Annotated in this window: 19 protein-coding genes, 1 tRNA gene and 1 pseudogene; 5 read left to right on the top strand and 16 right to left on the bottom strand. The window is 63.9% G+C overall.

The genetic code is table 11. The features are described from left to right. Position 1: 1 nt before the first annotated feature. The 8 genes from ACFX59_RS14640 to ACFX59_RS14605 all read right to left on the bottom strand — a co-directional run bounded on the left by ACFX59_RS14640 (position 2) and on the right by ACFX59_RS14605 (position 9,832). On the bottom strand, positions 2-796 hold the full coding sequence (locus ACFX59_RS14640) for a cyclase family protein (RefSeq protein ID WP_387433127.1): 795 nt from the start codon (positions 794-796) through the stop codon (positions 2-4). Beyond that, the gene (locus tag ACFX59_RS14635) at positions 793-1,950 is read right to left on the bottom strand and encodes an alpha/beta hydrolase family protein (protein ID WP_387433125.1); all 1,158 of its coding nucleotides are present in this window, start codon (positions 1,948-1,950) and stop codon (positions 793-795) included. Before ACFX59_RS14635 ends, ACFX59_RS14640 begins: the two co-directional genes overlap by 4 nt. Before the next feature lie 5 nt (positions 1,951-1,955). Further along, positions 1,956-2,858 carry a VOC family protein gene (locus tag ACFX59_RS14630; RefSeq protein WP_387433122.1) on the bottom strand — a complete coding sequence of 301 codons (903 nt, stop codon included), beginning with the start codon at positions 2,856-2,858 and terminating at the stop codon, positions 1,956-1,958. 63 nt (positions 2,859-2,921) lie between these two features. Further along, positions 2,922-5,240, bottom strand: coding sequence for a TonB-dependent receptor (locus ACFX59_RS14625; protein WP_387433119.1), 2,319 nt, complete (start codon positions 5,238-5,240; stop codon positions 2,922-2,924). Between the two features lie 123 nt (positions 5,241-5,363). Next, a complete protein-coding gene (locus ACFX59_RS14620) occupies positions 5,364-5,816 on the bottom strand; it encodes a nuclear transport factor 2 family protein (RefSeq protein ID WP_387433116.1) in 453 nt (150 codons plus the stop codon). Then, positions 5,813-8,161, bottom strand: coding sequence for a glycoside hydrolase family 3 protein (locus ACFX59_RS14615; protein ID WP_387433113.1), 2,349 nt, complete (start codon positions 8,159-8,161; stop codon positions 5,813-5,815). The genes ACFX59_RS14620 and ACFX59_RS14615 overlap by 4 nt, the downstream gene beginning before the upstream one ends. Then, entirely contained in the window at positions 8,158-8,724 is a 567-nt protein-coding gene (locus ACFX59_RS14610; protein WP_387433111.1) for an NADPH-dependent FMN reductase, read from the bottom strand. The genes ACFX59_RS14615 and ACFX59_RS14610 overlap by 4 nt, the downstream gene beginning before the upstream one ends. A gap of 4 nt (positions 8,725-8,728) precedes the next feature. Further along, positions 8,729-9,832, bottom strand: a complete 1,104-nt coding sequence (locus ACFX59_RS14605; protein WP_387433108.1) for an LLM class flavin-dependent oxidoreductase — start codon at positions 9,830-9,832, stop codon at positions 8,729-8,731. A gap of 129 nt (positions 9,833-9,961) precedes the next feature. On the opposite strand from ACFX59_RS14605, the gene ACFX59_RS14600 reads away from it, so the two are divergent. From ACFX59_RS14600 to ACFX59_RS14590, 3 genes are all read left to right on the top strand, one after another. Then, the gene (locus ACFX59_RS14600; protein WP_387433106.1) at positions 9,962-10,630 is read left to right on the top strand and encodes a TetR/AcrR family transcriptional regulator; all 669 of its coding nucleotides are present in this window, start codon (positions 9,962-9,964) and stop codon (positions 10,628-10,630) included. Positions 10,631-10,721: 91 nt separating this feature from the next. After that, positions 10,722-11,351, top strand: a complete 630-nt coding sequence (locus ACFX59_RS14595; protein WP_387433103.1) for a gluconate 2-dehydrogenase subunit 3 family protein — start codon at positions 10,722-10,724, stop codon at positions 11,349-11,351. Beyond that, a complete protein-coding gene (locus tag ACFX59_RS14590; protein WP_387433101.1) occupies positions 11,351-13,048 on the top strand; it encodes a GMC oxidoreductase in 1,698 nt (565 codons plus the stop codon). The genes ACFX59_RS14595 and ACFX59_RS14590 overlap by 1 nt, the downstream gene beginning before the upstream one ends. 69 nt (positions 13,049-13,117) lie before the next feature. On the opposite strand, the gene ACFX59_RS14585 is transcribed toward ACFX59_RS14590, so the two are convergent. Genes ACFX59_RS14585 through ACFX59_RS14575 form a run of 3 tightly spaced genes read right to left on the bottom strand, consistent with a single transcriptional unit; the run spans position 13,118 to position 15,767 of the window. Further along, positions 13,118-13,492 (bottom strand): DUF6379 domain-containing protein, encoded by a 375-nt coding sequence (locus ACFX59_RS14585; protein WP_387433098.1) that lies wholly within the window; start codon positions 13,490-13,492, stop codon positions 13,118-13,120. Positions 13,493-13,504: 12 nt separating this feature from the next. Then, positions 13,505-14,509: a sugar phosphate isomerase/epimerase family protein gene (locus tag ACFX59_RS14580; protein WP_387433096.1), complete on the bottom strand. Its 1,005-nt coding sequence runs from the start codon at positions 14,507-14,509 to the stop codon at positions 13,505-13,507. A 31-nt stretch (positions 14,510-14,540) separates the two neighbouring features. Then, positions 14,541-15,767 carry an MFS transporter gene (locus ACFX59_RS14575; RefSeq protein WP_387433094.1) on the bottom strand — a complete coding sequence of 409 codons (1,227 nt, stop codon included), beginning with the start codon at positions 15,765-15,767 and terminating at the stop codon, positions 14,541-14,543. Between the two features lie 113 nt (positions 15,768-15,880). On the opposite strand from ACFX59_RS14575, the gene ACFX59_RS14570 reads away from it, so the two are divergent. Next, complete coding sequence (locus ACFX59_RS14570) at positions 15,881-17,293, top strand: MFS transporter (RefSeq protein ID WP_387433092.1); 1,413 nt, start codon at positions 15,881-15,883, stop codon at positions 17,291-17,293. 22 nt (positions 17,294-17,315) lie between these two features. Here the strand turns inward: ACFX59_RS14570 and ACFX59_RS14565 are convergent, their stop codons facing one another. From ACFX59_RS14565 to ACFX59_RS14550, 4 genes are read right to left on the bottom strand one after another with little or no spacing between them, the layout of a single operon-like run. Then, on the bottom strand, positions 17,316-18,239 hold the full coding sequence (locus ACFX59_RS14565) for a sugar phosphate isomerase/epimerase family protein (RefSeq protein WP_387433090.1): 924 nt from the start codon (positions 18,237-18,239) through the stop codon (positions 17,316-17,318). Further along, positions 18,239-19,258, bottom strand: coding sequence for a sugar phosphate isomerase/epimerase family protein (locus tag ACFX59_RS14560; protein ID WP_387433087.1), 1,020 nt, complete (start codon positions 19,256-19,258; stop codon positions 18,239-18,241). The genes ACFX59_RS14565 and ACFX59_RS14560 overlap by 1 nt, the downstream gene beginning before the upstream one ends. Positions 19,259-19,272: 14 nt before the next feature. Further along, entirely contained in the window at positions 19,273-20,574 is a 1,302-nt protein-coding gene (locus tag ACFX59_RS14555; protein WP_387433084.1) for an MFS transporter, read from the bottom strand. A gap of 40 nt (positions 20,575-20,614) precedes the next feature. After that, a complete protein-coding gene (locus ACFX59_RS14550) occupies positions 20,615-21,388 on the bottom strand; it encodes a TIM barrel protein (protein WP_261269632.1) in 774 nt (257 codons plus the stop codon). A 361-nt stretch (positions 21,389-21,749) separates the two neighbouring features. Between ACFX59_RS14550 and ACFX59_RS14545 the strand changes: the two are divergent. Then, positions 21,750-22,879: pseudogene (locus tag ACFX59_RS14545) on the top strand (IS3 family transposase). Between the two features lie 148 nt (positions 22,880-23,027). Here ACFX59_RS14545 and ACFX59_RS14540 read toward each other — a convergent pair. Continuing rightward, a tRNA-Met gene (locus ACFX59_RS14540) sits at positions 23,028-23,104 on the bottom strand.

The raw sequence follows: 23,104 nt of genomic DNA, 5'->3' as shown, positions 1-23,104 counted from the left end.
ATCAATCCTCGAAGATGGCGACGGCGCGGCACCAGCCCGCCGAGCCGCCCTTCACCTTCACCGGCAGGCAGGAGACGGTGAAACCGGTGGACGGAAGCTCGGCCAGCCGGGTCAGCTTTTCCATGTGGCAATAGCCGATCTCTCGCCCGGCCTTGTGCCCTTCCCAGACCAGCGAATAGTCACCGGTCTGGGCGACGCGCGCCGCGGTGTGGCTGAACGGCGCGTCCCAGCTCCAGGCGTCGGTGCCGGTCACGCGCACACCGCGCTCGGTCAGATACATGGTTGCTTCATAGCCCATGCCGCACCCGCGCCCGAGAAAATCGGGCTGGCCCAGCGCCGCCCCTGCGCCGGTGTTGACCAGCACGATGTCGAGTGGTCGTAGCTCGTGGCCGATCCGTGCCAGTTCCGCTTCGACCTCGGCCGCCGTCACGACATAGCCATCGGGCAGGTGTCGGAAATCGAGTTTCACGCCCGGCTGGACACACCATTCCAGCGGCACCTCGTCGATGGTGAGCGCAGGCCTGCCGCCATCCGCCAGAGCCTCGTCCATCGTGGGATGGTAATGCCAGGGCGCATCGAGATGCGTGCCGTTATGCGTGCTGAGCGTCAGCATCTCGGACGCGGCAAAGCCCTCGCCACCCGCCATCGCCTCGGCGGTGATGCCGGGGAAGAACATCGCGGCCTCCGCCACGGTCTCGCGGTGCGTCTGGCGCGTGATGCTGGGCCGCATGAAGGGTGGATCGGTGATGACCTCGGGGTCGATCGCGATCGACAGGTCGACGATGCGGCGCGTCATGCCGTGTGCCCTCCCAATGTCTCGGCGAACCAGTCGGAAATCAGGTCGCGGCCATAGGCCATGTTGTCGGCTCCGACATGCTCGACACCGCCTTCACGCGCCGTGAAAACGAGCTTCTCGCGGCGGGGCGAATTCACCAACTGATCGTAAAGGTCGTCGGCATATTTCACACTGATCTGGCGGTCGTTTGCGCCGTGGGTGACGAGGAACGGCACCTTGATCCGATCCATATGCCCGTTGAGGTTCATCGCCTCCGACTTGGTGAGAAAATCTTCCTGATCCTCGGCACCAAATGCCCAGTGGACATGCGCCCAGTAATGCGGAACGGGGTTTTCGCCCTCGCGCGCCATGCGCCTGTCCTGCACCTCGCGCCAATTGTGGTTCGCCCCCCACACCGCGCCGCTGGCGAAGCGGGGCTCATAGGCGACCGCGCGGGGGGCGAAGTGTCCGCCCAGCGAAATGCCGGTCATGCCGATACGCTTGAGATCGACATCGGGCTGCCGTTCCAGCCAATCGACCGCCGCGCTGGCCCAGTTTTCGCTATGTGGGTCGACCGGGAGGTCCTGAAGCCGCAGGGCCTCTCCGGAGCCTGGCTGGTCGACACACAGGGTCGAAATGCCGCGCCGCGCCAGTTCCTGCGGTAGCCGCGTCCAGTAGAGCAATTCCTTGCAGCTATCGAGGCCGTTGCAGAACACGACCACGGGCTTGCGGTCGTCGCCGGGCGCGCGGGTATAGAGGGCGGGCATGGTGCCGACCATCAGCGGGATTTCCACACGCTCCCGGTTCAGTTGCCCCAACACCGTAGAACGATCGAAAGCCTCGCGCGCCCGCGCATAGGTTTCGCGGCGGCCCGGGTGACCATGGCCCTGCATTCGCTCGGCGGTGATGAGGTACAGGCTGGCCCGCTCCAGCTTGTTGGAGGCTGAGAAGCCCCGCCCCTTCGCCTCGTCTTCGGCCGCAAGCGCGATCAACTTGTCGCCCATCGCGGCCCAAGCCTTCATGAACATCGGCGTGCCGGCGTCCGCGCCGCTGGCCGCCGCATCCTTGATCGGCTGACACATATCGATGATCTCGCCGAGTTGCGCGCCCGACTCCATCGCGATCGCCACCGACAGATTCCAGATGTAATTGGGAAAGGGTTCGTAGAGCGCCATCGGGCCTACACCTGAACCGGCTGGAACAGTCCGGCATCGGGCTTGGGATGTGGCATGGTCTGCGGACCGCCGACACCGATGCCCCATTGGTCCATCGTGCCGGGGCCGGGGACATGCACCTGATGCTCGTGGGTCTCGAAATCGACATGCTCCAGTTCGGAGGTATATTCGACCGCGAAACCGTTGGGCGTCGTGAAGTAGCTGAAGGTATTGTTGCCTGCCGTATGGCGACCCGGCCCCCAGCGAATGTCCGTTCCCGCCTGCTTCAGGCGCCGGATGCCCGCCATCATGTCGTCGACGGTCAGCATGTCATAGGCGACATGGTTTAGGCAGGGCGGCCCCGGCAGGATCGCAAGACGATGATGGGCCGAATTGCAGCGCAGGAAGCACATGAAATCGCCCAGCCAATCCGATACGCGGAAGCCCAGCACGTCGGTGAAGAAGGCCACCATCGCCCGGTGATCGGGCGAGTGCAGCACGATATGGCTGATCTTCTGCGGAATGCCTTCCCAGCGGCTGAGCACACGTGGTGTGCGGCGCTCAACATCCGACGAAATCTCGAAGGGCAGACCGTCGGGCGAGAAGAAGCGGAAGCCATAGCCCCCGCCCATCGTCATCAGGTCGCGCGGGGCGAAGATGATCCGGCAACCCGCGTCCACGACCTTGTCATGCAACGCATCGACATCGACGCGCGTATCGGCGGCCAGCGCGATGACGTCGATACGGTTGGCGTCGTCCTGTCTCAGGCGGACGACATAGGCCTCGTCATGCCCTTCGGCGGCTAAGTGGTACAGGCCGTCCTGCTCGCCCGCCTCCACCAGTTTCCAGTCGTCGCGATAAAAGGCGCGCTCGGCATCAAGGTCGGCGACGCCGTAGCCGACGTAACGGATTTCGGTCACTCTTGCCATGTCATGCTCCAGGGGTGAGACATTCCCCGGCGGTGGCCACCCGCCCCGCCGGGGAAAGGGTCGTCAGAAGCGGAATGAGCCCTGCACGCCGTAGGTGCGCGGCTGGCCGAAATTCCAGTTGTAGATGTTGATGCCGCCGCCGGTGAACCCGGCATAGGTCTTCACCCGATTGTCCTCCAGATTGCGGACATAGCCCTGGATGCTGAACCGGTTGTTCGGCATGTTGAGTTCCAGGCTGAGATCGGTGGTGGTGAACGCATCCACTTCGTCGCCCTTGTAGTTGAAGGCGGTAAGGAAGTAGCGCGACTTGAACCGGCTGAAGCCGTTGGCGACCAGCTTGTAGCCGTCACCCAGCTCGATCGTCTTGGTATAGTTGATACCGATCGTCCATTTCGGGGCTTGCGGGGCGACATTGCCCGCCAGATCCAGCGTCAGGCGCGCGACAGTGGACGCCGGGTTGGCCAGCGTGGGCGCGGGAATGCCCGCGAACTGCTGCAACCGCGCATCGATATAGTTGACGATCAGGCTGACCCGGTCGTTCGGTGACAGACGAACGGCGGTATCCGTTTCGATACCCCAGACCCGGCTCTTGCCCGCGTTGAAGGTGCGCGCGCCGACCGTGGTGTCGATATACACCTGAACCTGCTGGTCCTTATAGTCGTAATAGAAGGCGCTGGCGTTGAATTCGAGCTGGTTGCCCATGAAGCGGTTCTTCGAGCCGATCTCATAGGCGGTCAGATTTTCCGCGTTGAACGACCCGACCAAGTCGAAGCCGCCGCTTTTGTATCCGGTGCTGACCTTCGCGTAGAGCAGGTTGTCGCGGGCGGGCTTATATTCGACACCCGCCGTCCAAGTGATCTTGTCTTCCTTATAGGTGGGATAGCGGATCAAGGCCCCGGTCCCGCTGCCGTCGGCGGGCGGCCGTGCCATGGTCGGCGAACGATAGAAGCCGTAATTGATGTACTTCGCGTCCTTCTTGTCATCCGTATAGCGAATGCCGCCGGTGAAGCTCAGCGTGTCGGGCACGACCCAATAGGTCGCCTGGGCAAAGGCTGACTTGGAGTCCGAGGTGACATAGGGGCGATAGAAGAAATTGGCGAAGGCACTTGCCGTAGTCAAATAAAGACCACGCGCGATGATCTGGTTTTCGTGGAAATAAAAACCGCCGACCTGCCAGACGAACTGGCCCTGCGTACCGCCGTTCAGACGGACTTCATGGCTTTGCGTACGGGTATCGTAGCGGTCGTTATAGAAAGTGAACAGCTCCGGCAGATAGCCGTTTTGCGGGATGACGGCCTGGTTGTCGACATGCCGGTAACCGCCGATGTAGCTGAGCGTCGCACCGCCGAAATCATAGGAGATGCGGCCGCGCACCGCATATTGCTGGCTCTTGAAGCTGCCCATCCGGCCGAGGGGGAAGCTGGCAGGATCGAAGCCCTGCGGCACGTCCACGAACGACGGGACCTGCCGCTGGGCCAATGTGGGATAGGTCGTGGGCGAGGCCACGGACGCGGGCAGTTCCGTTACCCCGGGGGTCGTCCCGCTGACGGGCAGTCCATATTGCATCGGCCCGGTCTGGTCGATGTCGACATATTCCCCCGCGAGATAGACCTCGAGCGCACCGGGAGCGAACAATATACTGCCGCGAACCGCATCGACATTGGCATCGTCGCCGCGCCCCGCCGGGCCGTTGTTGACATAGCCGTCATGCTGATTGTGCAGTCCGGCCACGCGGATCGCCAGCGTGTCGCCGATCGGCACATTGACCGCGCCCGTCGCGTAGATCGCATTGTAATTGCCATAGCCCGCCGTCGCCGAGCCCTCGAAGCTCTGGAGCACCGGCTTGGCCGCGACGATGTTGAGCGCACCCGCCGTCGAGTTGCGACCGAACAGCGTCCCCTGCGGCCCGCGCAGGACTTCGATCCGTTCCAGGTCGAAGAAGTTGGCGTTCAGGCCGACCGGGCGATTGATATACTCGCCGTCGATCGAAACGGTCAGCGCCGGATCGGCGCTTTCCGAAATATCCTGGCTGGATACGCCCCGGATCGCGATCTTCGTGAAGACCGAGTCCGGGGTGACGCCCAGATCCGGAGCGAGACGCTGAAGCCCGCTGACGTCGGTCACCTGCGCCTTGGTCAGGTCTGCACCACCGATCGCGCGGATGGCGATCGGCGTATCCTGCAACCGGGTTTCGACCTTGGTTGCGGTGACGATGATGTCTTCGGAATTCATCGTATCGTCGGACGCCGCCGTCGTCGTCTTGTTGGCCGACGTCTGGGGCGTGGCACCCGCCGGATCGGCGACCTGGGCAACGGCTGGGTTGGCCACCCACATCGCGGTGGTGGTGAGCGCCGTGGTTGCGACGCGACGGAACGTCATCATACGATCCCCTCTCCTTTGATCGGAGGCGTACCCGCCTCTCGTTTAGAACTAGAATGATTGTTCTGTTTATTCGTCGAGTCAAGCGCTGATATACAGCCCCGCCCGATTATTTTGCGTGGTCGTTCAGAACATCGGATGGGGATTGCGCGAGGTCGTCGGCATGGGCTGGATGACGTCCCAATGCTCGGCGATCTTGCCGTCCTTCAGGCGATAGATGTCCGCGACCGCGCCGCCGGCGGAGGCCGGATCGGTGCGGCCATGGAGGTGAATGACCGCCATGTCACCGTCGACGATGATCCGCTTCACATCGAACCGGGCGCCCGGCGTCGCGAATTTGGGGGCGAGCGCGGCGACCGCCGCCTCACGTCCATCGGCCAGGCCCGGATTATGCTGGATATAGTCGGGCACCACGTAGCGCGCGAACGCCCCCGCCACATCGCGGCGGGTATAGAAGTGATCGGCGAAGTCGGTGATGATCGCGCGGTTGCGCTCGGTCAGCGTCGCGCCCGATCCAGCGATCGCAGCGGGAGCCAGGAACGACGCGGTCAGGACAAATACATGAAACAAGGCCTTCATAACGTCACCTCGACGGTGAAGGGCAGATCGTCGCTTGCCCGACCGACGGCCAACACCGCACGATCGACCGCAACGCGCCAACCATGATCCCCCCAGATGCGGAACAGACGGGGCTCCGGAGTCACCCGAACGGTCGCGATTTCTCCTGCCGCCAGCGTGACCTTGGCGAATCCGACCAGCGCGAATTCGGGGGCGTGACGATAAAGCTGCACGACGTCGCTTCCGGCGCGGTCGCCGACATTGCGCAATCGGACCAAGACATCACCCCCGTCGGCGTCGACACCCAACCATTCGAACCGCGTATAACCCTGCCCTGCCCCAAAGGCGTAGAGCGGCGTCGTTCCCCGCGCTTTCAGACCCCGATAGCCGATCAGCACACCATCGTCGTAAGACAGGTCCCCCTGCCCGTCAGGCTGGAGGGACAGGGCGGGATAGTCCGCCTCCCGCCGCGCCAATGTGACCGGCAGACGGCCACCCGGTTCCACATCGCCCGCCAGGACCGCCGCGAGCGCGGGGCCGAACCCCTCGCCGGGATACCAAGCGGATATCAGCGCGGATGCCTGGTCGCTCCACGTCGCATCGAAAGCATGGCCGATATTGGCGATGATCGCGGTGTTTGGATTCGCCGCGCAGATCGCGTCGATCATCGTGCGCTGCTCCGGCGCGATCGCCGTATCGGGTCGATCCTTGCTCTCGACGCTGGAGTCGGACGTTTCGCCGATCATCAGGATCACCGCATCGGCGCCGGTCGCGGCCTCGACCGCTCGCGCCAGCATCGCCTCCGCACTGTCCGGGCCGCGAATGCCGTACCAGAGGCCATGCACGCGGGCGCCGTCATAGTGGAATTCGACCTCCACCAGCACGCGTTGCCCGGCGGTGAGCATCAGCTCGGCACTGTCGGCATCGCCCCGCTTGAGCGATCCCATGACGTCGGACGCCGCCATCCGCTCGGGCTGGTCGATCAGCGGCTGGCCATCGACTTTCAATCTGACCGCGCCGGTCGCGCCGACATAGAAGCGGTGGGCGCCATCCGCAGAGGCCGTAAACCAACCGCTGGCGCGGATCGCAGCCGAACGGTCGAACACGCCTTGCTCATGGACGCCGACGAACCAGACGAGCGAGTTGGTATCGCGCACTTCCTGCCCGATGGGCTGACCGGACAGATCGCCATCGGCGAAATATTCGACCGTCATGCCGGGCCCCTCGCCCCGCACCGGCGCGACCGGCATGGCGGGCAGCCGCGGTTGCGGGTCGACGCCGGGTTCGTAGACGATGTCCGCGGTCCCGGCATATCGCGCCATGATCGCCTCCAGGGGGCGAGCCGCATCGGGCGAGAGCGCGATCTTGGCAAAGGTCCCACCCTGATAGCAGGGCGCGGCAGCATTCGGGCCGATCACCGCGATCCGGCGATGCCTACCCGGCGTCATCGGCAACAAATCCCCCTCATTGCGCAGCAGCACCATACCGGCCGCCGCCGCCTCGACCAGCAAGGCATCGGCATCCTCCTCGGGCGCCGATTTCGGACCAGACCAGCGGCGGGCCGCTCGGGCCACCCGCTCGGCGGCATCGGCCACCCGCTCGGCCGCGACCTCGCCCGCCTCGACCGCCGCGACGGCCTTGGCGCCGACGAACCGCGCCGGTCCGGGCATCTCGAGATCGAGCCCGCCGTTCAGGCTGCCCGCCGTCGAATGCGTTCCGAACCAGTCGCTGATGAACGGGCCCTCGAAACCCCATTCGCGCTTCACGATGGTCGAGATATGGCCGTGCTCGGCGCACCAGTCGCCATTGACGCGGTTATAGGCGGTCAGCATCGCCCCCGCCCCGGCTGCCACACAAAGCTCGAAGGGCAGCAGATAGATTTCGCGCAGAGTCCTCTCGTCCACCACCGCATTCATGCGGTCGCGGTCGGTCTCGCTATCGTTGCAGACCAGATGCTTGACGCAGGCGCCGACGCCGGTCGACTGAAGCCCCCGCGTCCATGCCGCTCCGGCCAGGCCGGTCAGCAGCGGGTCTTCGGAAAAATACTCGAATGCCCGCCCGGCCAATGGGCTGCGCGCCATGTTGACGTTGGGCGCCAGGACGAGGTCGACACCCATGCGGATCGCCTCGCCACCGACCAGCGCCGCGACCCGCGCGATCAACGCGACATCGAAGCTGGCGCCGAGTGCCGTTGCGCAGGGCGACAGGCGCGCAACGTCGCGTTCGTCGACCTTGCCGCTCGCGATGCCCATCGGCCCATCGCTCATGTGCAGCGACGGGATACCCGCCTCCGGGATCGCGACCGATCGCCACATGGCCGCTCCGGCAGTCAGGCTGGCCTGCTGCGCGAGGGTCAGCGCGCTCATGCGACCGGCTCCAGCCGGAAGGCCATGATCTGCCGCGCCTGGGTCGCGATCTGCCCCGCCACGCCATCATCGACGATCGCGCCGTCCGCGCCGAACGGCTTCTGGGCGATCGAATTGATCGCGATCCCCGCCGGGGTCGGCCAGCCGCGCATGGCATGGACGATCCCGCGCAGCGCCGCCAGCGTGACGCCGCCCGCCTGCCATCCCGCCGCCGAGACGATCAGTCCCACCGGCATGCCATCGAAATAGACCCGCTCGTCCCCGCGCAGATCCTCGAGCAGGTCGATGGCGTTCTTCACCACGCCCGATACGCCGCCATGATAGCCGGGCGTCCCGATAACCAGACCATCCGCTTCGCGCAGCGCGCCGACGAAGGCCGCCTGTTCGGCGGTACGCTCGGGACGCTCCGGGTTGAAGTGCGGCAGCACCGCCAGCGCCGGACCGTCGAACATGATGGTCTTCGCCCCCATGCGCTCGCACTCTGCCAAAACCGAGCGGACCAGCATCTCGCTCGACGAACGGGGTCGGAAGGTGCCGCCGATCCCCACGATATGCCGTGCCATCGGCTCAGGCCTTCTTGAACGCGGGCATGACCTTTTCGGACAGCAGCCGCAGCGTCTGGTCGCCCAGCCGTAGCCGTTCGTCGGTCAATGGACCGGTCGTCGTGCCGCACAGGATGTTGCCGATGCCCAGTTCCTCATAGGGCTTGAGATGTTCGATCACCGTCTCGGGCGAGCCGTAGAGGCACCAGGTGCCGATCCAGTCCTCGGTCAGCGCGTTGGGCGTACGGTCGGTCTTCTTGTTGGCGTCGTTCGATTCGGCGCGGGCATTGAATTCGGCCTCGCGTTCGATCGCGTCCTGATAGGCGCGCAGGATGGTCATCATCTCGTCGCGCGCCTGTTCGTCGCTGTCGGCCAGATGGACCAGCTGATAGGTATGGGTCGTCCAGTCCAGTGCGCGGGCGATCTTCTCCGCACTGTGCCCGGCCTCGTCCAGCAAGGCACGATAGATGCCGAAATATTTGGCGACGTGCTTCATCGGCTCGGTCCCGCCGATCTGCGGCGGGGTGAAGGCCGGGATGAAGGCGGGCCAGGCGTTCTCCGCGGCGCGGCGGGCGCTCGACTCCTTCATCGCCACCGGCATCAACCGGGCATGGCCCTCGCTATAGGGCGCCGGTGCGATCCGTTGCAGCACCCGGCCTTGGTGCGGGCCGTTGTCGATCTCGACCGCCGGATCGTCCATCGTCTTGGCCCAAAGCTGTTCGGCCAGGGCGAGGTTCTTTTCCGAAATGGCGCCCGCATCGCGGTAATCGACGCCGAAGCCGATCATCTCCTCGGGCGTGGTGCCCGAGCCGACACCGACGAGCAGCTTGCCGTCCGTCAGTTGGTCGAGAATGTTGATTCGCTCGACGAAGCGCACCGGGTGATGCAGCGGCACCGACGTCACCGAAAAGCCGAAATGCATGTGCGGGAATTTTGCCGCCAGATAGGATGCGAACATATAGCTGTCGCTGGCGATCGGCATATAGCCGTTGAAATGGTGATCCGGCATGAAAAGCGCGTCGAAACCGAGCGCGGCGGCCAGCTCGGCATGGCGGGTCAGACCATGGATCAGCGCGCGATCCTCGTCAGGCGCCATGGACCGTGCGTTGAGGAATACCGAGAAACGCATCAAACCTCTCCCTTTTTATGATGCCTGCCGTGGTCCGGCGCGTTGCCGCATTGATGCGGTTCGTTTAAAATAAAATTAGAACTGCAATTCTGATATGACGGTCTCCCACGGGCTGTCAATGGGGTGTTGATGGATATCGAGACGATCTTGGCGAAGGCGCGCGCGCCACAGCAGGGCCGCAGCAAGGCGAGCTTCGAACGGATGCTGGCCACCGCCGAGGAATTGATGACCCAGCGCGGTTCGGACGAATTCACGCTGAACGAGGTCGCCAAGCACGGCAAAGTGTCGATCGGTTCAATCTATTGCCGCTTCGACAGCAAGGACGATCTGGTCCATGTCGTGCAGCTGCGGGTGCTGGAACGGGTGGACGCCGACATGCTGGCCGTGATCGCCGATCTGGCTGCGCGCGGCGGCGGCCTGATCGACATGGTGCACGATCTGGTCGAATCGGTGGCCGAAGTGCTGCGACGCTATGCCGACCTGATGCGCCCGCTGATGCTCCGCGCGAGCGCCGATCCGGTGATCGCCGCCATCGGCAAGCGCAGCTATGGCCGCACCAGCGAGGCGGTGATCGCCGCATTGCTCAGCAATCGCGACTCGATCCGCCATCCCGATCCCGAGCATGCCGCCGATGCGGGTTTCCGTATCCTCTATGCCTCGATCGCGCGCTATCTGGGCTTCGGCTCGTCGATCGACGCGGCAGGCGAAGGCGACTGGACCGAATTGAAGGCCGATCTGGCCGACATGCTCGCCGCCTATCTTTCGACCAACCCCAAGGCGCGCCCCACCCGCGCTTAGCGCTTGCACCGTCTTCCAAATCGCCTTACTAGAATGATAGTTCTAATTATAGCCGCTAGCAAAAGCGGCGTAGGCGAGGATGAGGCACGTCATGGCCGATACGGGCTTGGCTCGGCGCGAGCTATTGGGAGGGACGGCGCTGTTCGCGATGGCGGTGGGCGTTCCCGTCGCCGCCGTCCGCTGGACCGACACGGCAGAGGTCGTCACCGACCGGCAACGTGCGCTTCTGCGCGACGTCGCCCAGCGTGTCCTGCCCCGAACCACCACCCCCGGCGCGGGCGAGATCGGGGCGCATGACTTCGTCATTCTCGCGCTTGCTCATGGGCTGGACGGCACCCGCGCTCCGGCCGCCGGAGCGGCTCTGCCCGCGACGATCACCCGCCATCAACGCCGCGATGGGACGCTCGACTATCTCGACTGGCTGGAATGGCAGCTCGACGCCGCGACGCACGGCGATTATTTGGCCGTCCCCCCGGTCGGGCGGGAGGCAGCGGTCGCGGCGATCGACAAGGCCGCCTTTGCCGATGCTGGACCCGACGCGGTCGAATCGCCCTGGCGCAAGCTGAAGGGCCTGATCCTCACCGCCTATTACACCTCCGAGGTCGGCGGCTCACGCGAGTTGCAATATGAGCTCGTCCCCGGTCGGTGGGATGCCGACATCCCCTATATCCCCGGAAACCGCGCCTGGTCGAGCGACTGGACCGCAGTGGAGTTCAGCTGATGGCGCAACAACCCGTTTTCGACGCCATCGTGGTGGGCTCGGGCATTACCGGCGGGCTGGCGGCCAAGGAGCTGACCGAAGCCGGGCTGAAGGTCCTGATGATCGAGCGTGGGCCGATGATCGAACATGGCAGCGGCTACACGCGCGAGACGCTGGCACCCTGGGATCTGGAATTTCGCGGGGTCGGCGACGCCGAACTCTATGGCAAGGACTATGCCGTCCAGCGCAAGAATCGGCACTTTACCGAGTTCACGCAGGACCATTTCGTCAACGACCGCGAGAACCCCTACACCACCGAAGGCGCAACCGAATTCAACTGGTGGCGCAGCTACCAGCTGGGCGGGCGTTCGCTGACCTGGGGACGGCAATGCTATCGCTGGTCGGATTATGATTTCGACGCCAATCGCCGGGATGGGCATGGCACCGACTGGCCGATCCGCTACGCCGATCTCGCACCCTGGTACGACAAGGTCGAGGAGTTTATCGGCGTCGCGGGCATGGCGGAGGGCCTGCCCCAGCTTCCCGATGGACGCTTTCAACCGCCCATGGCGCTGAATGCCGTCGAGCAACACACCCGCGAGGTGATCGGCCGCCAATGGCCCGGCCGCCGCCTGACGATCGGACGCAACGCCAACCTTACCGAGGCCAAGCCCGACCAGGGGCGCGCGGCGTGTCAGTATCGCTCGGTATGCGCGCGCGGCTGTTCCTATGGAGCCTATTTCTCAACGCAGAGTTCGACGCTGCCCGCCGCGCAAAAGACCGGCAATCTGACGCTCGTCACCGACGCGGTGGTCGAGGCGGTCGAGCAGGACCCGGCGACCGGCCGCGCCACCGGCGTGCGCTTCATCAACACCAAGGACGGCACGCGACAGCGCGCTCACGCCCGGATCGTGTTCCTGAACGCCGGGTCGTTCAACAGCGTCGGCGTGCTGCTTCGCTCGGCGAACGAAGCCAATCCCCACGGCCTTGCCAATTCCAGCGGCGTGCTGGGCACCCATATCATGGACCATGCCCAGACGGTCGCCGGGATCGCGGTCATGCCGGGGTTCGAGCAGCACAGCTATTTCGGCAATCGCCCGACCGGCGTGGTCATCCCGCGCTTCCGCAACCTCGATACGATCGACGGCAAGGGGCATACGCGCGGCTTCTCCTATCAGGGCGGCGCATTCCGCGCAGCCTGGACGGGTGGCAAGCGCGCGCCCGGCGTGGGCAAAGACTATAAGGACAGCCTGCGTGAGCCCGGCATGTGGCGCATGGTGCTGGTCGCCTTTGCCGACTCCATGCCGCGTCCCAGCAACCGCATCACACTCGACCCGACCGTCAAGGACGCCGCGGGCCTCCCCGCCCTGCGCATCAATTTCTCACACGGGGCGCAGGAACATGCCGCACTCGCCGATGCCAAGGCGGAAGCCGCAGCGATGCTGACCGCCGCCGGGGGTCATGTCATCATGGGTATGGACACGCCCAATCCAGGGGGCTCGGCCATCCACGAGATGGGCGGCGCGCGCATGGGGCATGATCCCCGGACAAGCGTGCTCAACAAGTGGAGCCAGGCGCATGACGTGCCCAACCTGTTCGTCACCGATGGCGCGCAGATGTCGTCCTCGGCCTGCCAGAACCCGTCGCTGACCTATATGGCGCTGACCGCGCGGGCCTGCGCGAACGCCGTGTCGATGCTGAAGGAAGGCGCGATCTAAACGACACATAGGAAAAGGGGCGGCCTCCCGATCGGAAGGCCGCCCCTTTTCTTTCGCCGAAGCCGCCGATCAGCGCAGCATCAGCGTCTTGCTATCCTTGGTCGTCGGCACGAAAGGCAGATAGGAGATGCGCATCGTCTCGGCCAGTTCGATCCGGTGCTCGCCCGGCGCCAGCCCCCCTGCCCGCTTCACGCCCACCAGCGCCTTCTCGCCGAAATTCCAGCGGTCGCCATATTCGGTTTCCATCTCGTCCAGCGTCCAAGTGCGCCCACGCAGCGACACGGTGATGTCCTCGCGCCGGACTGCTTCGCCATCGACGCTGACCGCCACATTCTCGATCATCGACAGGCCCAGGCCCCGATAATAGGGCAACCGCGCCTCGATGGTGAAACCGGTGTCGGTCGCCTTCAGGCTGTCTTCCACGATCATCTTGTTGTCGAACATCGGTCAAGTCCTTCAGGCGGCGATGGTGGTGTTGGCGGGCACGTCGATCAGTTGCTTCAGCATGTCCTGATGACGGCGGACCTGCTCGACTGAGTCGACCTCATACGCATCCTCGATCCAGCGATTGCCCTCATATTCCGAGCAGATATAGCCGTCGTAATTCCCCTGCTTCAGCACCCGCACGATCTCGTCATAGGGGATGCTGGGCTCGACCAGATTCTCATCCATCTGGTAGAATTTGCCGTGCACATTGTGGATGCGGTGCATGTAATCGAGCATCCGCTTCGGCTCGAACGCGGCATTGTGGCGCAACGTCTCCGCCATCGCGATCGCCGGGCCGACCCCACCCATCTCGCGCACGTTCAGGATGACATACTCGCTGAGAACCCGGTCCTCATAGGCCTTGGTGATATAGTCGGCGATGTTCTGGGGCACGCCGTTGCGGATGAAGCGCTCCTTCCACACGGGCGGAAACTGGAACAGGAACATGCCCATGTCGGGCAGGAAGCCCAGCGCGTCGCTGCCCGACTTTTCGAAGGCTTCGGCATGGCGGACAATCCAGGGATGATCGAAGTGCAGCGGCGCATGCACCTCGATCAGGATCTTGATCCCCTTTTCCTCGGCATAAGGCGCGGCGGCGACCAGCACCTCCGGTGCAATCGCCACCAGCGCGCGGACATATTTCACGCCCAGCCTTGCAGCGAATTCGATATCCTTGCGCACGCTCGCAACCTGCTCGGCAAACGGCATTTCGCGGCCCTTGTAGCGTTTATAGTCGAGCATGAAGTCATGGCAGACCGGCACGGCGTCATATTTATTGATCAGGTGATGCCACTCGGCGATCTTCTCGTCCGCGACGCCAGCTTCGGGCCAGCCCCAGAAGGTCTGTTCGCCGATGACCTCGATCCCGTCGGCACCGAAGCCGACAGTGGTGCGGATGCAGTCCTCCAGCGACATTTTGCCGAGGAACGTCTCGTTCTGATAGCTATAGAGGCTGACGCCCCGCTTGATCGTCATGTCATATCGTCCTGAATGGTAGGAATGGGGATCAGACAGCGGCGGCAATGGCGGGCGTACCGCCGCCACGACGGGCTGCCGCGATAAGGAAGGCCGTGACCGCGCCGACGACCCCGGCGGCACCCATGATCAGGAATGCCGCCTGCATCGTCCCCGCCTGGGTTCGGAACATCGAGACTAGGAACGGGCTGGAGAACTGGCCGAAGAAGAAGCACGCGGTCCACACGCCCATGCCGCGACCGCGATGCTCGAAGGGCAGCTTGGTCTGCGCCCACGCGATCAGGGTCGGCACCGCCATGCCCGCACCGGTTTGCTGCACCACCAGGCCCGCAATCATCCAGCGCCAGTCCGGCGCCAGACCGATCGTCGCCAACCCACCGCCGATCAGCGACAGGAAGATGCCGAGTTGCACCACCGGGCGTGCCCGACCCGTCGCCCAGAAGATCGCAGAGCCCAGCATGACAAACAGGCTGGGAATGAAGGTCAGCTTGCTGAGGTCCTGCGACGACTGGATACCAACTTCGCGGAACGCCATGCCGCCATTGATGATGAAGACGTAGTAGAGGGCAGAGGCGAACAGGGTCACGCCGCCGATCATGGCGACGGAGGCCATCGGGAACGGGGTACGCGCAGGCGCCTGACCGATGCCAAGCATCTTGCGCACCGTCGCATCGCTCTGCGGCTCGTAGAGAAACTTCACCGCCGCGATGAAGATCGGAAAGGCGACCAGATAGATCAGGAAGATGCCGTTCCAGCGTAGACCGGTCAGGAAGCCCGAAGCCAGGATAACCCCGCTGGCCAGGAACGGCCCGGCCAGTCCCTGCATAGTCAGCCAGTTGCGCCGCCCCTTCTCGTCCCAATAATCGCCGATCAGCGTGTTGAGCGTGGTCAGGATCACCGCCTCCGACACGCCCAGCAACAGCCGCGAGGCGTAGATGCCGTTAAGGCTGTCGAGGAAAAAGGGTGCCGCGCCGAACAGCGCGTAGAGCAGGGTCGCGGCCAGCATCAATTTGCGCCGTCCGAAGCGATCGACGAGAATTCCTGCGAACAGCGCGACCACAGCAATCGTCAGGCCTGGCGCCGATACCATGGCGGGCACCTTCCACGACGCGGACGGGTCGGCCGAGAAATGGTCGATGATGGACGGCACCGCCGGAAACAGCGACGCGATGGCCAGGATCGGCAAAAAGCCGGCGGTGATGACGGTGATACCCTGACCTATGCCGGGTCGGCGTGCCTCGGGGTCTTCTGGCGTCATGACCATCGGCTTCTCTCCCAATCGATTCGCCGCTCTTACGGCTTAATTAGAACTTGCATTCTGATACGTGGTATCGCCATGACGTGCCACTCTGTCAAGCAAGGATCATCACGGTGGCGACACGCGCGGTTTCGGATCGGTTGAGCGAGCGACAAAGGACGCTGGCGTTCGCGACGGTCCTGCTCGCCTTCGTCATGGACGTGGCGGATTCGACGATCGTCAACACCGCACTGCCCGCAATCCAGCAGGGATTGGGGGCGTCGGACCGCGCGATGCAATGGGTCGTGTCGGGCTATTTCCTGACCTTCGCCGTGCTGCTGGTCGTGGGCGGTCGGTTGGGTGATCTGTTCGGCTATGCGCGGATGTTCGCAATCGGGGTGGCGGGGTTTTCCATCGCGTCGCTGGGGTGCGGACTGGCGCAGGATGCGACGACGCTTGCCGTCGCGCGGCTGTCGCAAGGAGCGGCCGCGGCGATCATGGCACCGCAGGGCGTGGCGCTGATCCAGCTTTTATATTCACCCAGCGAACGGATCGGCCGACTGGCCGCCTTTGGCGTGGTCGGCGGGCTGGCAGCGATCGGCGGCCCGGTGCTTGGCGGTTTGTTGATTGAGCTCAACCCGTTCGATCTGGGCTGGCGCAGTGTCTTCCTGATCAATCTGCCCTTCGGCGCACTGGCGCTAATCGCGGGGCTGACGCTCTTGCCACCGGGACGCTCGGGCCATGCGCTGCGTGTCGACGGGCCGGGATCGCTGTTGCTGTTCCTCGCGCTCGGCACGCTGCTGCTCCCCCTGATCGAGGGGCGGAGCGCCGGGTGGCCGTGGTGGACGGCGGCATTGGTCCTGACGAGTGCTGGCCTATGGTGGTGGTTCTGGCGTTATGAAGGCGCACGCCGGTCCCGACTGGGGTCGGCGCTGATCGAACCGTCGCTGTTCCATGACCGCAGTTTTCGGGTCGGACTGGCGGCAACAGGAGCCTTCGCGATCGCCTCGGGCGGTTTCCTGCTAACCTTCAGCCTGACGCTGCAACAGGGGCTAGGTTACAGCCCGGTCGACGTCGCGCTGCTCCACATACCCTTTGGAATGGGGGTCATGGCGGGCATCAGTCAGATTGGGCGCAAGGCCCTGCCCGTCCATGGACGTCGTGTGCCGATAACGGGTGCGATCCTGATGGCGCTCGCGTGTTCGGCGACCGGGGTCGCCGTGCACATCGCACTTCCGAGCGTGGTCATCGGCGCATTGCTGCTATTCGCGGGTGTCGGCATGGGGACACTCAGCGGTCCACTGGGGCCAATCACGCTGTCACGCGTCGATCGCAATCACGCGGGTGTCGCGGGGGCCATGCACAAGACGATGCAACAGATCGGCGGCGCCATGGGCACGGCCCTGATCGCCACCATCTATTTCTCATTGACGGGCGATCATCGGCCGCCCGTGACCGCCTTCTTGATCGCGACATTGGTGGTGGCGGCGGATCTGCTGGCCATCGCATTGCTGCTGACCCGCCTGCCGGAGCGGCTGTTCGATTGAGGGGGGCAGTTGTGCCCTCCCCTCAGTCGTAGATGGGCCGCAATTCCTTATCGAGGTGGTATCGTGTCAGGGCCATCGACGCGAGAAGGTCCGGCGACCCGTCATATTCGACCGACATCCAGCCCTTGAACTGATATTTCTTCAACAGGTGATACAGGCCCTTCAGGTCCAACTCACCCAGGCCGGGCTCCCAGAACCAGCGTGTGCCGTCATCGGTGATCTCCGGGTCCTGAGCATAGCGCACTTCATCCGGCTGGCGGACCGAGGCCGTATCCTTCAGGTGGAAGGTGCTGATCCGGTCGTGATAATCCTCATAGAAGGTCAGCAGATCCTCGCCCATGATCGCGACCTGCGCCGTGTCGATGCAATAGTGAACCAGCTCAGGATCGGTGCTTTCGATGAACTCGCGGTGGTTCGGCAGATTGATCGCGCAGAAGAACTCGTTGTGCAGACCGATCTTGACGCCGTGGTCGGTTGCATAGCGTCCGATCTCGTTGATCGTTCGGGCGCATTGCTGAACCTGTTCGCGCGACAGCGGACCGGACCCGTAATAGTTGTTCGTCGGACAGGTGTTCATATAGGTGCCGCCGAACTTCACGATCGTGTCGACGGCGTCTCGTCCCGAGCGCACCGCCTCCTCGAAATGATCGGCGGCATGCGAGGCATGGGCGCCGTGGAACATCCCGATCACATCGACGCCGCGATCCTTCGCGAACGCGGTGAATGCCTCGGGCGAGCCGAACAGGGGCAGGATGTCGGCCAGGTCCCAGGGCGCGATCTCGATACCGTCAAAGCCGAGCGCCGACTGGTATTTCAGGATTGTGTCCCAGTCGGAATAATAGGCGGAGTTCGTATTGTTCTCGTAATAGAAATCGCGGAAGTTCTCGATCTGCCGATAGGGGATCGCCTTCCAATGGCTCATATTGGCGTAGCGGATATTGGGCATCACAGGGCACTCCGTCCGGCCTGGTTCGGCAGTTGGTTGAGGAAGGCACGAGTGCGCAGCAGCGCGCGGAACGGATCGCGTGTCTGGCGGGCGCTGCAGACGACCGGTCCGTCATAGCCCAGATCATCCAGTAGCTGGACGATACGCGACAGATCGACCGATCCGGTTCCGGGATCGCGGAACACCTGTGTGGCCCGCCCGGCCGGGAATTCCGGGTTCGGGCTCTTCCATGTCTCGTCCGTATCGACGAAATCGGTATCGGTGAGGTGCACGCAGCCGATCCGGCCGATATGCGCGCCGATAAACGCGGCGGGCGAGACGCCCGCGATCGTCAAAGTCGCGGTATCGACGTCGAGCGTGACGCTTTCGGGCAGGGCGTCGAGCAGCGGAAGGATGCGCTCGCCCCGGAAAAGGCTCCAATATTCGTTACGGAGCACCAGGGTGACGCCCACCTCCTGCGCCTTGGCGGCAAGACCCTGAAGCAGTTCGGTCACGCGCGCGACGATGTCCTCCATCTTCGCGTCCAGATCGGGGTGATAATGCGCCATCCGCCCGTAAAAGGCCGACGGGCTGATCGCGAAATAATCGGCACCGAGGTCGGCGGCATGGGCAAGCGCTTCGCCCGCGAAATGGCCGCTGGCGCCGAAGAAGAAGCCCAGATTGTCATTGCGCATGAACAGATTGGGATCGAAGGTGACGCCGACGACCCGGTCGATGCCGCTTTGGCGCAACACGTCCCGGTAACTGGCGGCGCTTTGATACTTTGTGTTGATGCAATAGCGGTTCATCGGAACGCCGCTGCGGCCGCCAAATTGCCAGACCGGCTCATAAGGGATTTCGATCGCGCGGAACCCGCTCGCGCTGATCAGCGGATACAGCTCCTCCCAGAAATACTTGCCTTCATACCGGTTTCGGTTCGGTTCCTGATAATGGCGATTGATCAAATCCAGGCTTATGCCGATCGCATCTTTGTTCATGACGGTTTCCATCGTGTCTACGGATGTGTCGCCGCGCGACATCCGAATTTGCGTGATCAGGGCTTGGCCGGTCCCGTCCGGGGCCAGCAGAGAACGACGAGCGTCTGGACGGCGAGCACTGCCACCGCGCCGCCGCTATAGGTCCACCGGATGGCCTCCCGCGCGGCGTCGCTGACATGGCCGGGGGCATAGTCGAATGCGCCCAGCACATAGGCGAAACCGGCCGTGCCCAGTGCCATGCCGAGCTTCGTCGAAAGGCTGATGCCCGCGGATAACAGCCCCTCGCGACGGGCGCCGAACTTCGCCTCGTGGTAATTTACGGTTTCCGCGATCATCGCATAGGTCGAGGTGATCGTGATCGAGGTCGCCAGGCAGCCCGCGACGTAGAAGCCCAGAAATACCGGCACATTGTCCTGAACGAAGGGCAACGCTCCGAACAGCACCGCCGCGATGGCGAGCGCGCCGGCCGTGCCGTTCCGCAGGCCCGTACGCGTCAGGATCGCGGGCGCGAAAAAGGCGGACAGGAGCAGCATACCCGCGACGGCGGGCAGCATGACCGAGATCATCCAGGGCCGCTTCATGACGTCGATGGCGAAGTAGGCGGTGGCGGCCATCATCATGCCGAAGCGTGCGAAATAGAGCAGGCAATGGAAGAAGACGACCAGCCAGGCACGGTTTCGCAACATCTCGCCGACTGCGGAAAGAATGGCGAAGCCCGGCGGGGCATCATCCTCGTACCGCTCCTTGCAGTTGCGGAAGAGCGCCAGCGTGCAGATCAGCCCGACGATCGCGAACAGCACGGCGACGAGCGTGAACCCTCGCTGCTGGTTTCCTCCGCCCAGCAAACCGACCAATGGAATGACCGCCGCCGTTCCCAGCACGACGCCGGTCGCGGTGCCGATCGAACGCAAGCCCGACAGACGCAACCGCTCCTTGCCGTCCAGCGTCATCATCGGCATCAACGCGGTATAGGGGATCGCCTGAAGCGACATGACGATACCCAGCGCCTTGAAGGTGACGAAGGCGTAGACGAGTTGCGCGCCCTGGCTCCAGGCAGGCATCGAGAAGACGGCAACGGTCAACAGCGCATAGGGAATGGCCGTGCACAGGAAATAGACGCGGGTACGCCCCCAACGGGTGCGGGTCTTATCGACCCCGATGCCGACCAGCACATCGACCACGGCGTCCAATATCCGCGCGACCAGAAATACCGTGCCGACTGACGCCGCGGGCAAGCCCACGACGTTGGTGTAGTAGAACAGCAGGAAACCGCTGGCCATATTATAGGCCAGACTGGTTCCCATGTCGCCAAAGCCGTAACTCAGGCGCTCGACAAAGCCCAATTCGCTTTTTTGCATGACGATGACCCGTTCAGGACTGGGAAGCAGCGGATGCGGGTCAGTCGGCCAGCGCTTCTTGCGAAACGGCCAGCGATTGCACCATGGGCAGCGTCGGGAAATATTCGAGACCGATGGCGCCGGTATAGCCAAGATCACGCAACGTCTGCGTGACCTCCTTCCAGTCGACAGCGCCGGTCCCCGGCTCGTTGCGGTCGGGCATATCGGCGACCTGCACATGGGCGACCAGATCAATACGCCCGGTGAGTACCGTGCGCATGTCCTCACCCATCACGGCACTGTGCCAGACATCGTACAGGAGACGCAGGTTCGGGCTGCCCACCGCCTCGACCAGGTCGAGGCCGAGCGTGGTGCTGACCAGATACATGGTTGCGAAAAGCCGGGTGTTAAGCGGCTCGAGCAGAAGCATGACGCCCGCCTCCTCCGCGGCATCGGCCGCGGCGCGCAAGGCGGCCACGGCATTGTCGAAATGCTCTTGCTCGCTCATGCCCTCCACCCGGAAACCTGAGGCGACGATCAGGGCGGGCTTGCCGAGCTTGGCGGTGGCGGCGATGGTTTCGCGAACGGCGGTGACCATCTCCTCACGCTCAGCGGGATCGACGATCGAGCGGCGCGGATCGACGCACAGGCTGGTCAGCCGCATTCCCGTGTCCGAGAGCGCCACCGCGAGCGCGTCGATGGGCTTGTCACGCCAAAGGTGGAATTCAGCCAGCTCTAAACCGGCCGCCTTGGCCGCGCGAAGACGCGCATCCAGCGCTCCAGCTTCGGCGAACTGCCATTCAATGCATGACGATAGCGAATAGACCGCAGACATAGGACCCTCTCCCATTCTACGGCCCCGTGGTGCGTTTGCACTCGTATGCCTGGCGAGTGAATCCCCGCTATTTTGTTTCTCGATTGGTCCCTTATTTGCCCGGCCAATGCAAGCCGAATGCGGCTCATTCAAAGGAAATCCAGCGAATAAGCCTCAGGCTGCCAAGCCTCAGGCTGCCCCATAATGGCTCCCTGCGCAGGCCCTCCTGGCTGATCGCAACGACACTCTACCCAACTTTCTGGTCAAATCGCCGCTTAGGTGCTCAGTGCTGTCATTTGCTGGTGACGTCCCCCCTGTTTTTTTATCCAAGCTGGGTGAGAGTTTTCCGGCCCTTTGAAGCCTGCGGGCAAGGAGCTGGGACATCAAGAAGTCGAGGTACACGGAAGAGCAGATTGCGTTTGCGCTGAAGCAGGCGGAGACGGGCACGCCGGTGGCGGAGCTCATCCGCCGGATGGGCGTGTCGGAGCAGACATTTTACCGCTGGAAGAAGGTGTATGGCGGGCTGGGCGTCGGCGAGCTGCGGCGGGTCAAGCAACTCGAGGACGAGAACCGCAAGCTGAAGCAGCTCGTCGCGGACCTGAGCCTAGACAAGCATATCCTGCAGGATGTCCTGGCAAAAAAGCTCTGACGCCTGGGCGACGGCGCGAGATCGTCGCGCAAGTCCAGGCGTCCCACGGCGTCAGTGAGCGGCGCAGTTGCCTCGCGCTCGGGGGCGACCGCTCATCGGTGCGATACGTGTCGCACAAGCCGGACCAAGCGCCGCTGCGGCTGCGCATTCATGATCTGGCGGCAGCACGGGCGCGCTATGGCTATTTTCGGATCTACATCCTGCTGCGCAGGGAGGGCTGGCTGGTGAATCACAAGCGGGTTTACCGGCTACATCGGGAGGATGGATTGAGCCTTCGGCTCAAGCGTCCCCGTCGCAACGTCAGCGCGGCGAACCGCGAACGCCAGCCTGCGGCCTCGGCGACCAACGAGATGTGGTCGATGGACTTTGTCTCGGATGCCTTGTTCGATGGCTGGCGGCTGCGGGCGTTGACGGTGGTCGACGCGTTCACCCGCGAGGCGCTGGCGATCGACGTCGATCAGGGCATCAAGGGCGAGCAGGTTGTCGCGGCGGTGACGCGCATCGCGTCAGTGCGTGGTGCACCGAAGACCATTCGGGTCGACAACGGTCCGGAGTTCATCTCGAAGGCGCTCGACCAATAGGCGTATGAGAACGGCGTCACGCTCGATTTCCCGCGGCCGGGCAAACCGACCGACAACGCATTCGTCGAGAGCTTCAACGGCCGGCTTCGCGACGAGTGCTTGAACAGCCACTGGTTCCTGTCGCTAGCGGATGCCCGTGCCAAGATCGAGGCCTGGCGGCAGGACTATAATGAGAGCCGTCCTCACACGGCGCTTGGCTGGCTCACGCCAGTCGAATATGCTGCATCCGTCGGGGTTAACCCCGGCGGATGCAAACCGGAAACTCGCATCATGCCCGGATGAGAAACCGGGGATCGTCAAACACCGGTCAGTCTCTGGTCGCCGCTGGATGAAAGATTGGGGTCACGTCAGCCAGCGTAGCGTCGCTGATGGCGTATGCCCTAAACGACAACGCCGCCCTGGAGGGCGGCGTTGTCGAGTTCTAAGGCGTTGGTTGCGGGGGCAGGATTTGAACCTGCGGCCTTCAGGTTATGAGCCTGACGAGCTACCGGGCTGCTCCACCCCGCG

The organism is Sphingomonas sp. NCPPB 2930 (assembly GCF_042867205.1).
Taxonomy (GTDB): Bacteria; Pseudomonadota; Alphaproteobacteria; order Sphingomonadales; family Sphingomonadaceae; genus Sphingomonas.
Note: the sequence above shows the minus strand (reverse complement) of the source record. Positions and strands in the feature narration are given on the sequence as shown.

Excerpts from the sequence above, each read along its gene's own strand:
- ACFX59_RS14635 (WP_387433125.1), bottom strand. The coding sequence starts at position 1,950 with ATGGCGCTCTACGAACCCTTTCCCAATTACATCTGGAATCTGTCGGTG.
- ACFX59_RS14600 (WP_387433106.1), top strand. The coding sequence starts at position 9,962 with ATGGATATCGAGACGATCTTGGCGAAGGCGCGCGCGCCACAGCAGGGC.
- ACFX59_RS14630 (WP_387433122.1), bottom strand. The coding sequence starts at position 2,858 with ATGGCAAGAGTGACCGAAATCCGTTACGTCGGCTACGGCGTCGCCGAC.
- ACFX59_RS14565 (WP_387433090.1), bottom strand. The coding sequence starts at position 18,239 with ATGCCCAATATCCGCTACGCCAATATGAGCCATTGGAAGGCGATCCCC.
- ACFX59_RS14550 (WP_261269632.1), bottom strand. The coding sequence starts at position 21,388 with ATGTCTGCGGTCTATTCGCTATCGTCATGCATTGAATGGCAGTTCGCC.
- ACFX59_RS14625 (WP_387433119.1), bottom strand. The coding sequence starts at position 5,240 with ATGATGACGTTCCGTCGCGTCGCAACCACGGCGCTCACCACCACCGCG.
- ACFX59_RS14555 (WP_387433084.1), bottom strand. The coding sequence starts at position 20,574 with ATGCAAAAAAGCGAATTGGGCTTTGTCGAGCGCCTGAGTTACGGCTTT.
- ACFX59_RS14595 (WP_387433103.1), top strand. The coding sequence starts at position 10,722 with ATGGCCGATACGGGCTTGGCTCGGCGCGAGCTATTGGGAGGGACGGCG.
- ACFX59_RS14575 (WP_387433094.1), bottom strand. The coding sequence starts at position 15,767 with ATGACGCCAGAAGACCCCGAGGCACGCCGACCCGGCATAGGTCAGGGT.
- ACFX59_RS14605 (WP_387433108.1), bottom strand. The coding sequence starts at position 9,832 with ATGCGTTTCTCGGTATTCCTCAACGCACGGTCCATGGCGCCTGACGAG.
- ACFX59_RS14610 (WP_387433111.1), bottom strand. The coding sequence starts at position 8,724 with ATGGCACGGCATATCGTGGGGATCGGCGGCACCTTCCGACCCCGTTCG.
- ACFX59_RS14615 (WP_387433113.1), bottom strand. The coding sequence starts at position 8,161 with ATGAGCGCGCTGACCCTCGCGCAGCAGGCCAGCCTGACTGCCGGAGCG.
- ACFX59_RS14580 (WP_387433096.1), bottom strand. The coding sequence starts at position 14,509 with ATGACGATCAAGCGGGGCGTCAGCCTCTATAGCTATCAGAACGAGACG.
- ACFX59_RS14560 (WP_387433087.1), bottom strand. The coding sequence starts at position 19,258 with ATGTCGCGCGGCGACACATCCGTAGACACGATGGAAACCGTCATGAAC.
- ACFX59_RS14640 (WP_387433127.1), bottom strand. The coding sequence starts at position 796 with ATGACGCGCCGCATCGTCGACCTGTCGATCGCGATCGACCCCGAGGTC.
- ACFX59_RS14590 (WP_387433101.1), top strand. The coding sequence starts at position 11,351 with ATGGCGCAACAACCCGTTTTCGACGCCATCGTGGTGGGCTCGGGCATT.
- ACFX59_RS14620 (WP_387433116.1), bottom strand. The coding sequence starts at position 5,816 with ATGAAGGCCTTGTTTCATGTATTTGTCCTGACCGCGTCGTTCCTGGCT.
- ACFX59_RS14585 (WP_387433098.1), bottom strand. The coding sequence starts at position 13,492 with ATGTTCGACAACAAGATGATCGTGGAAGACAGCCTGAAGGCGACCGAC.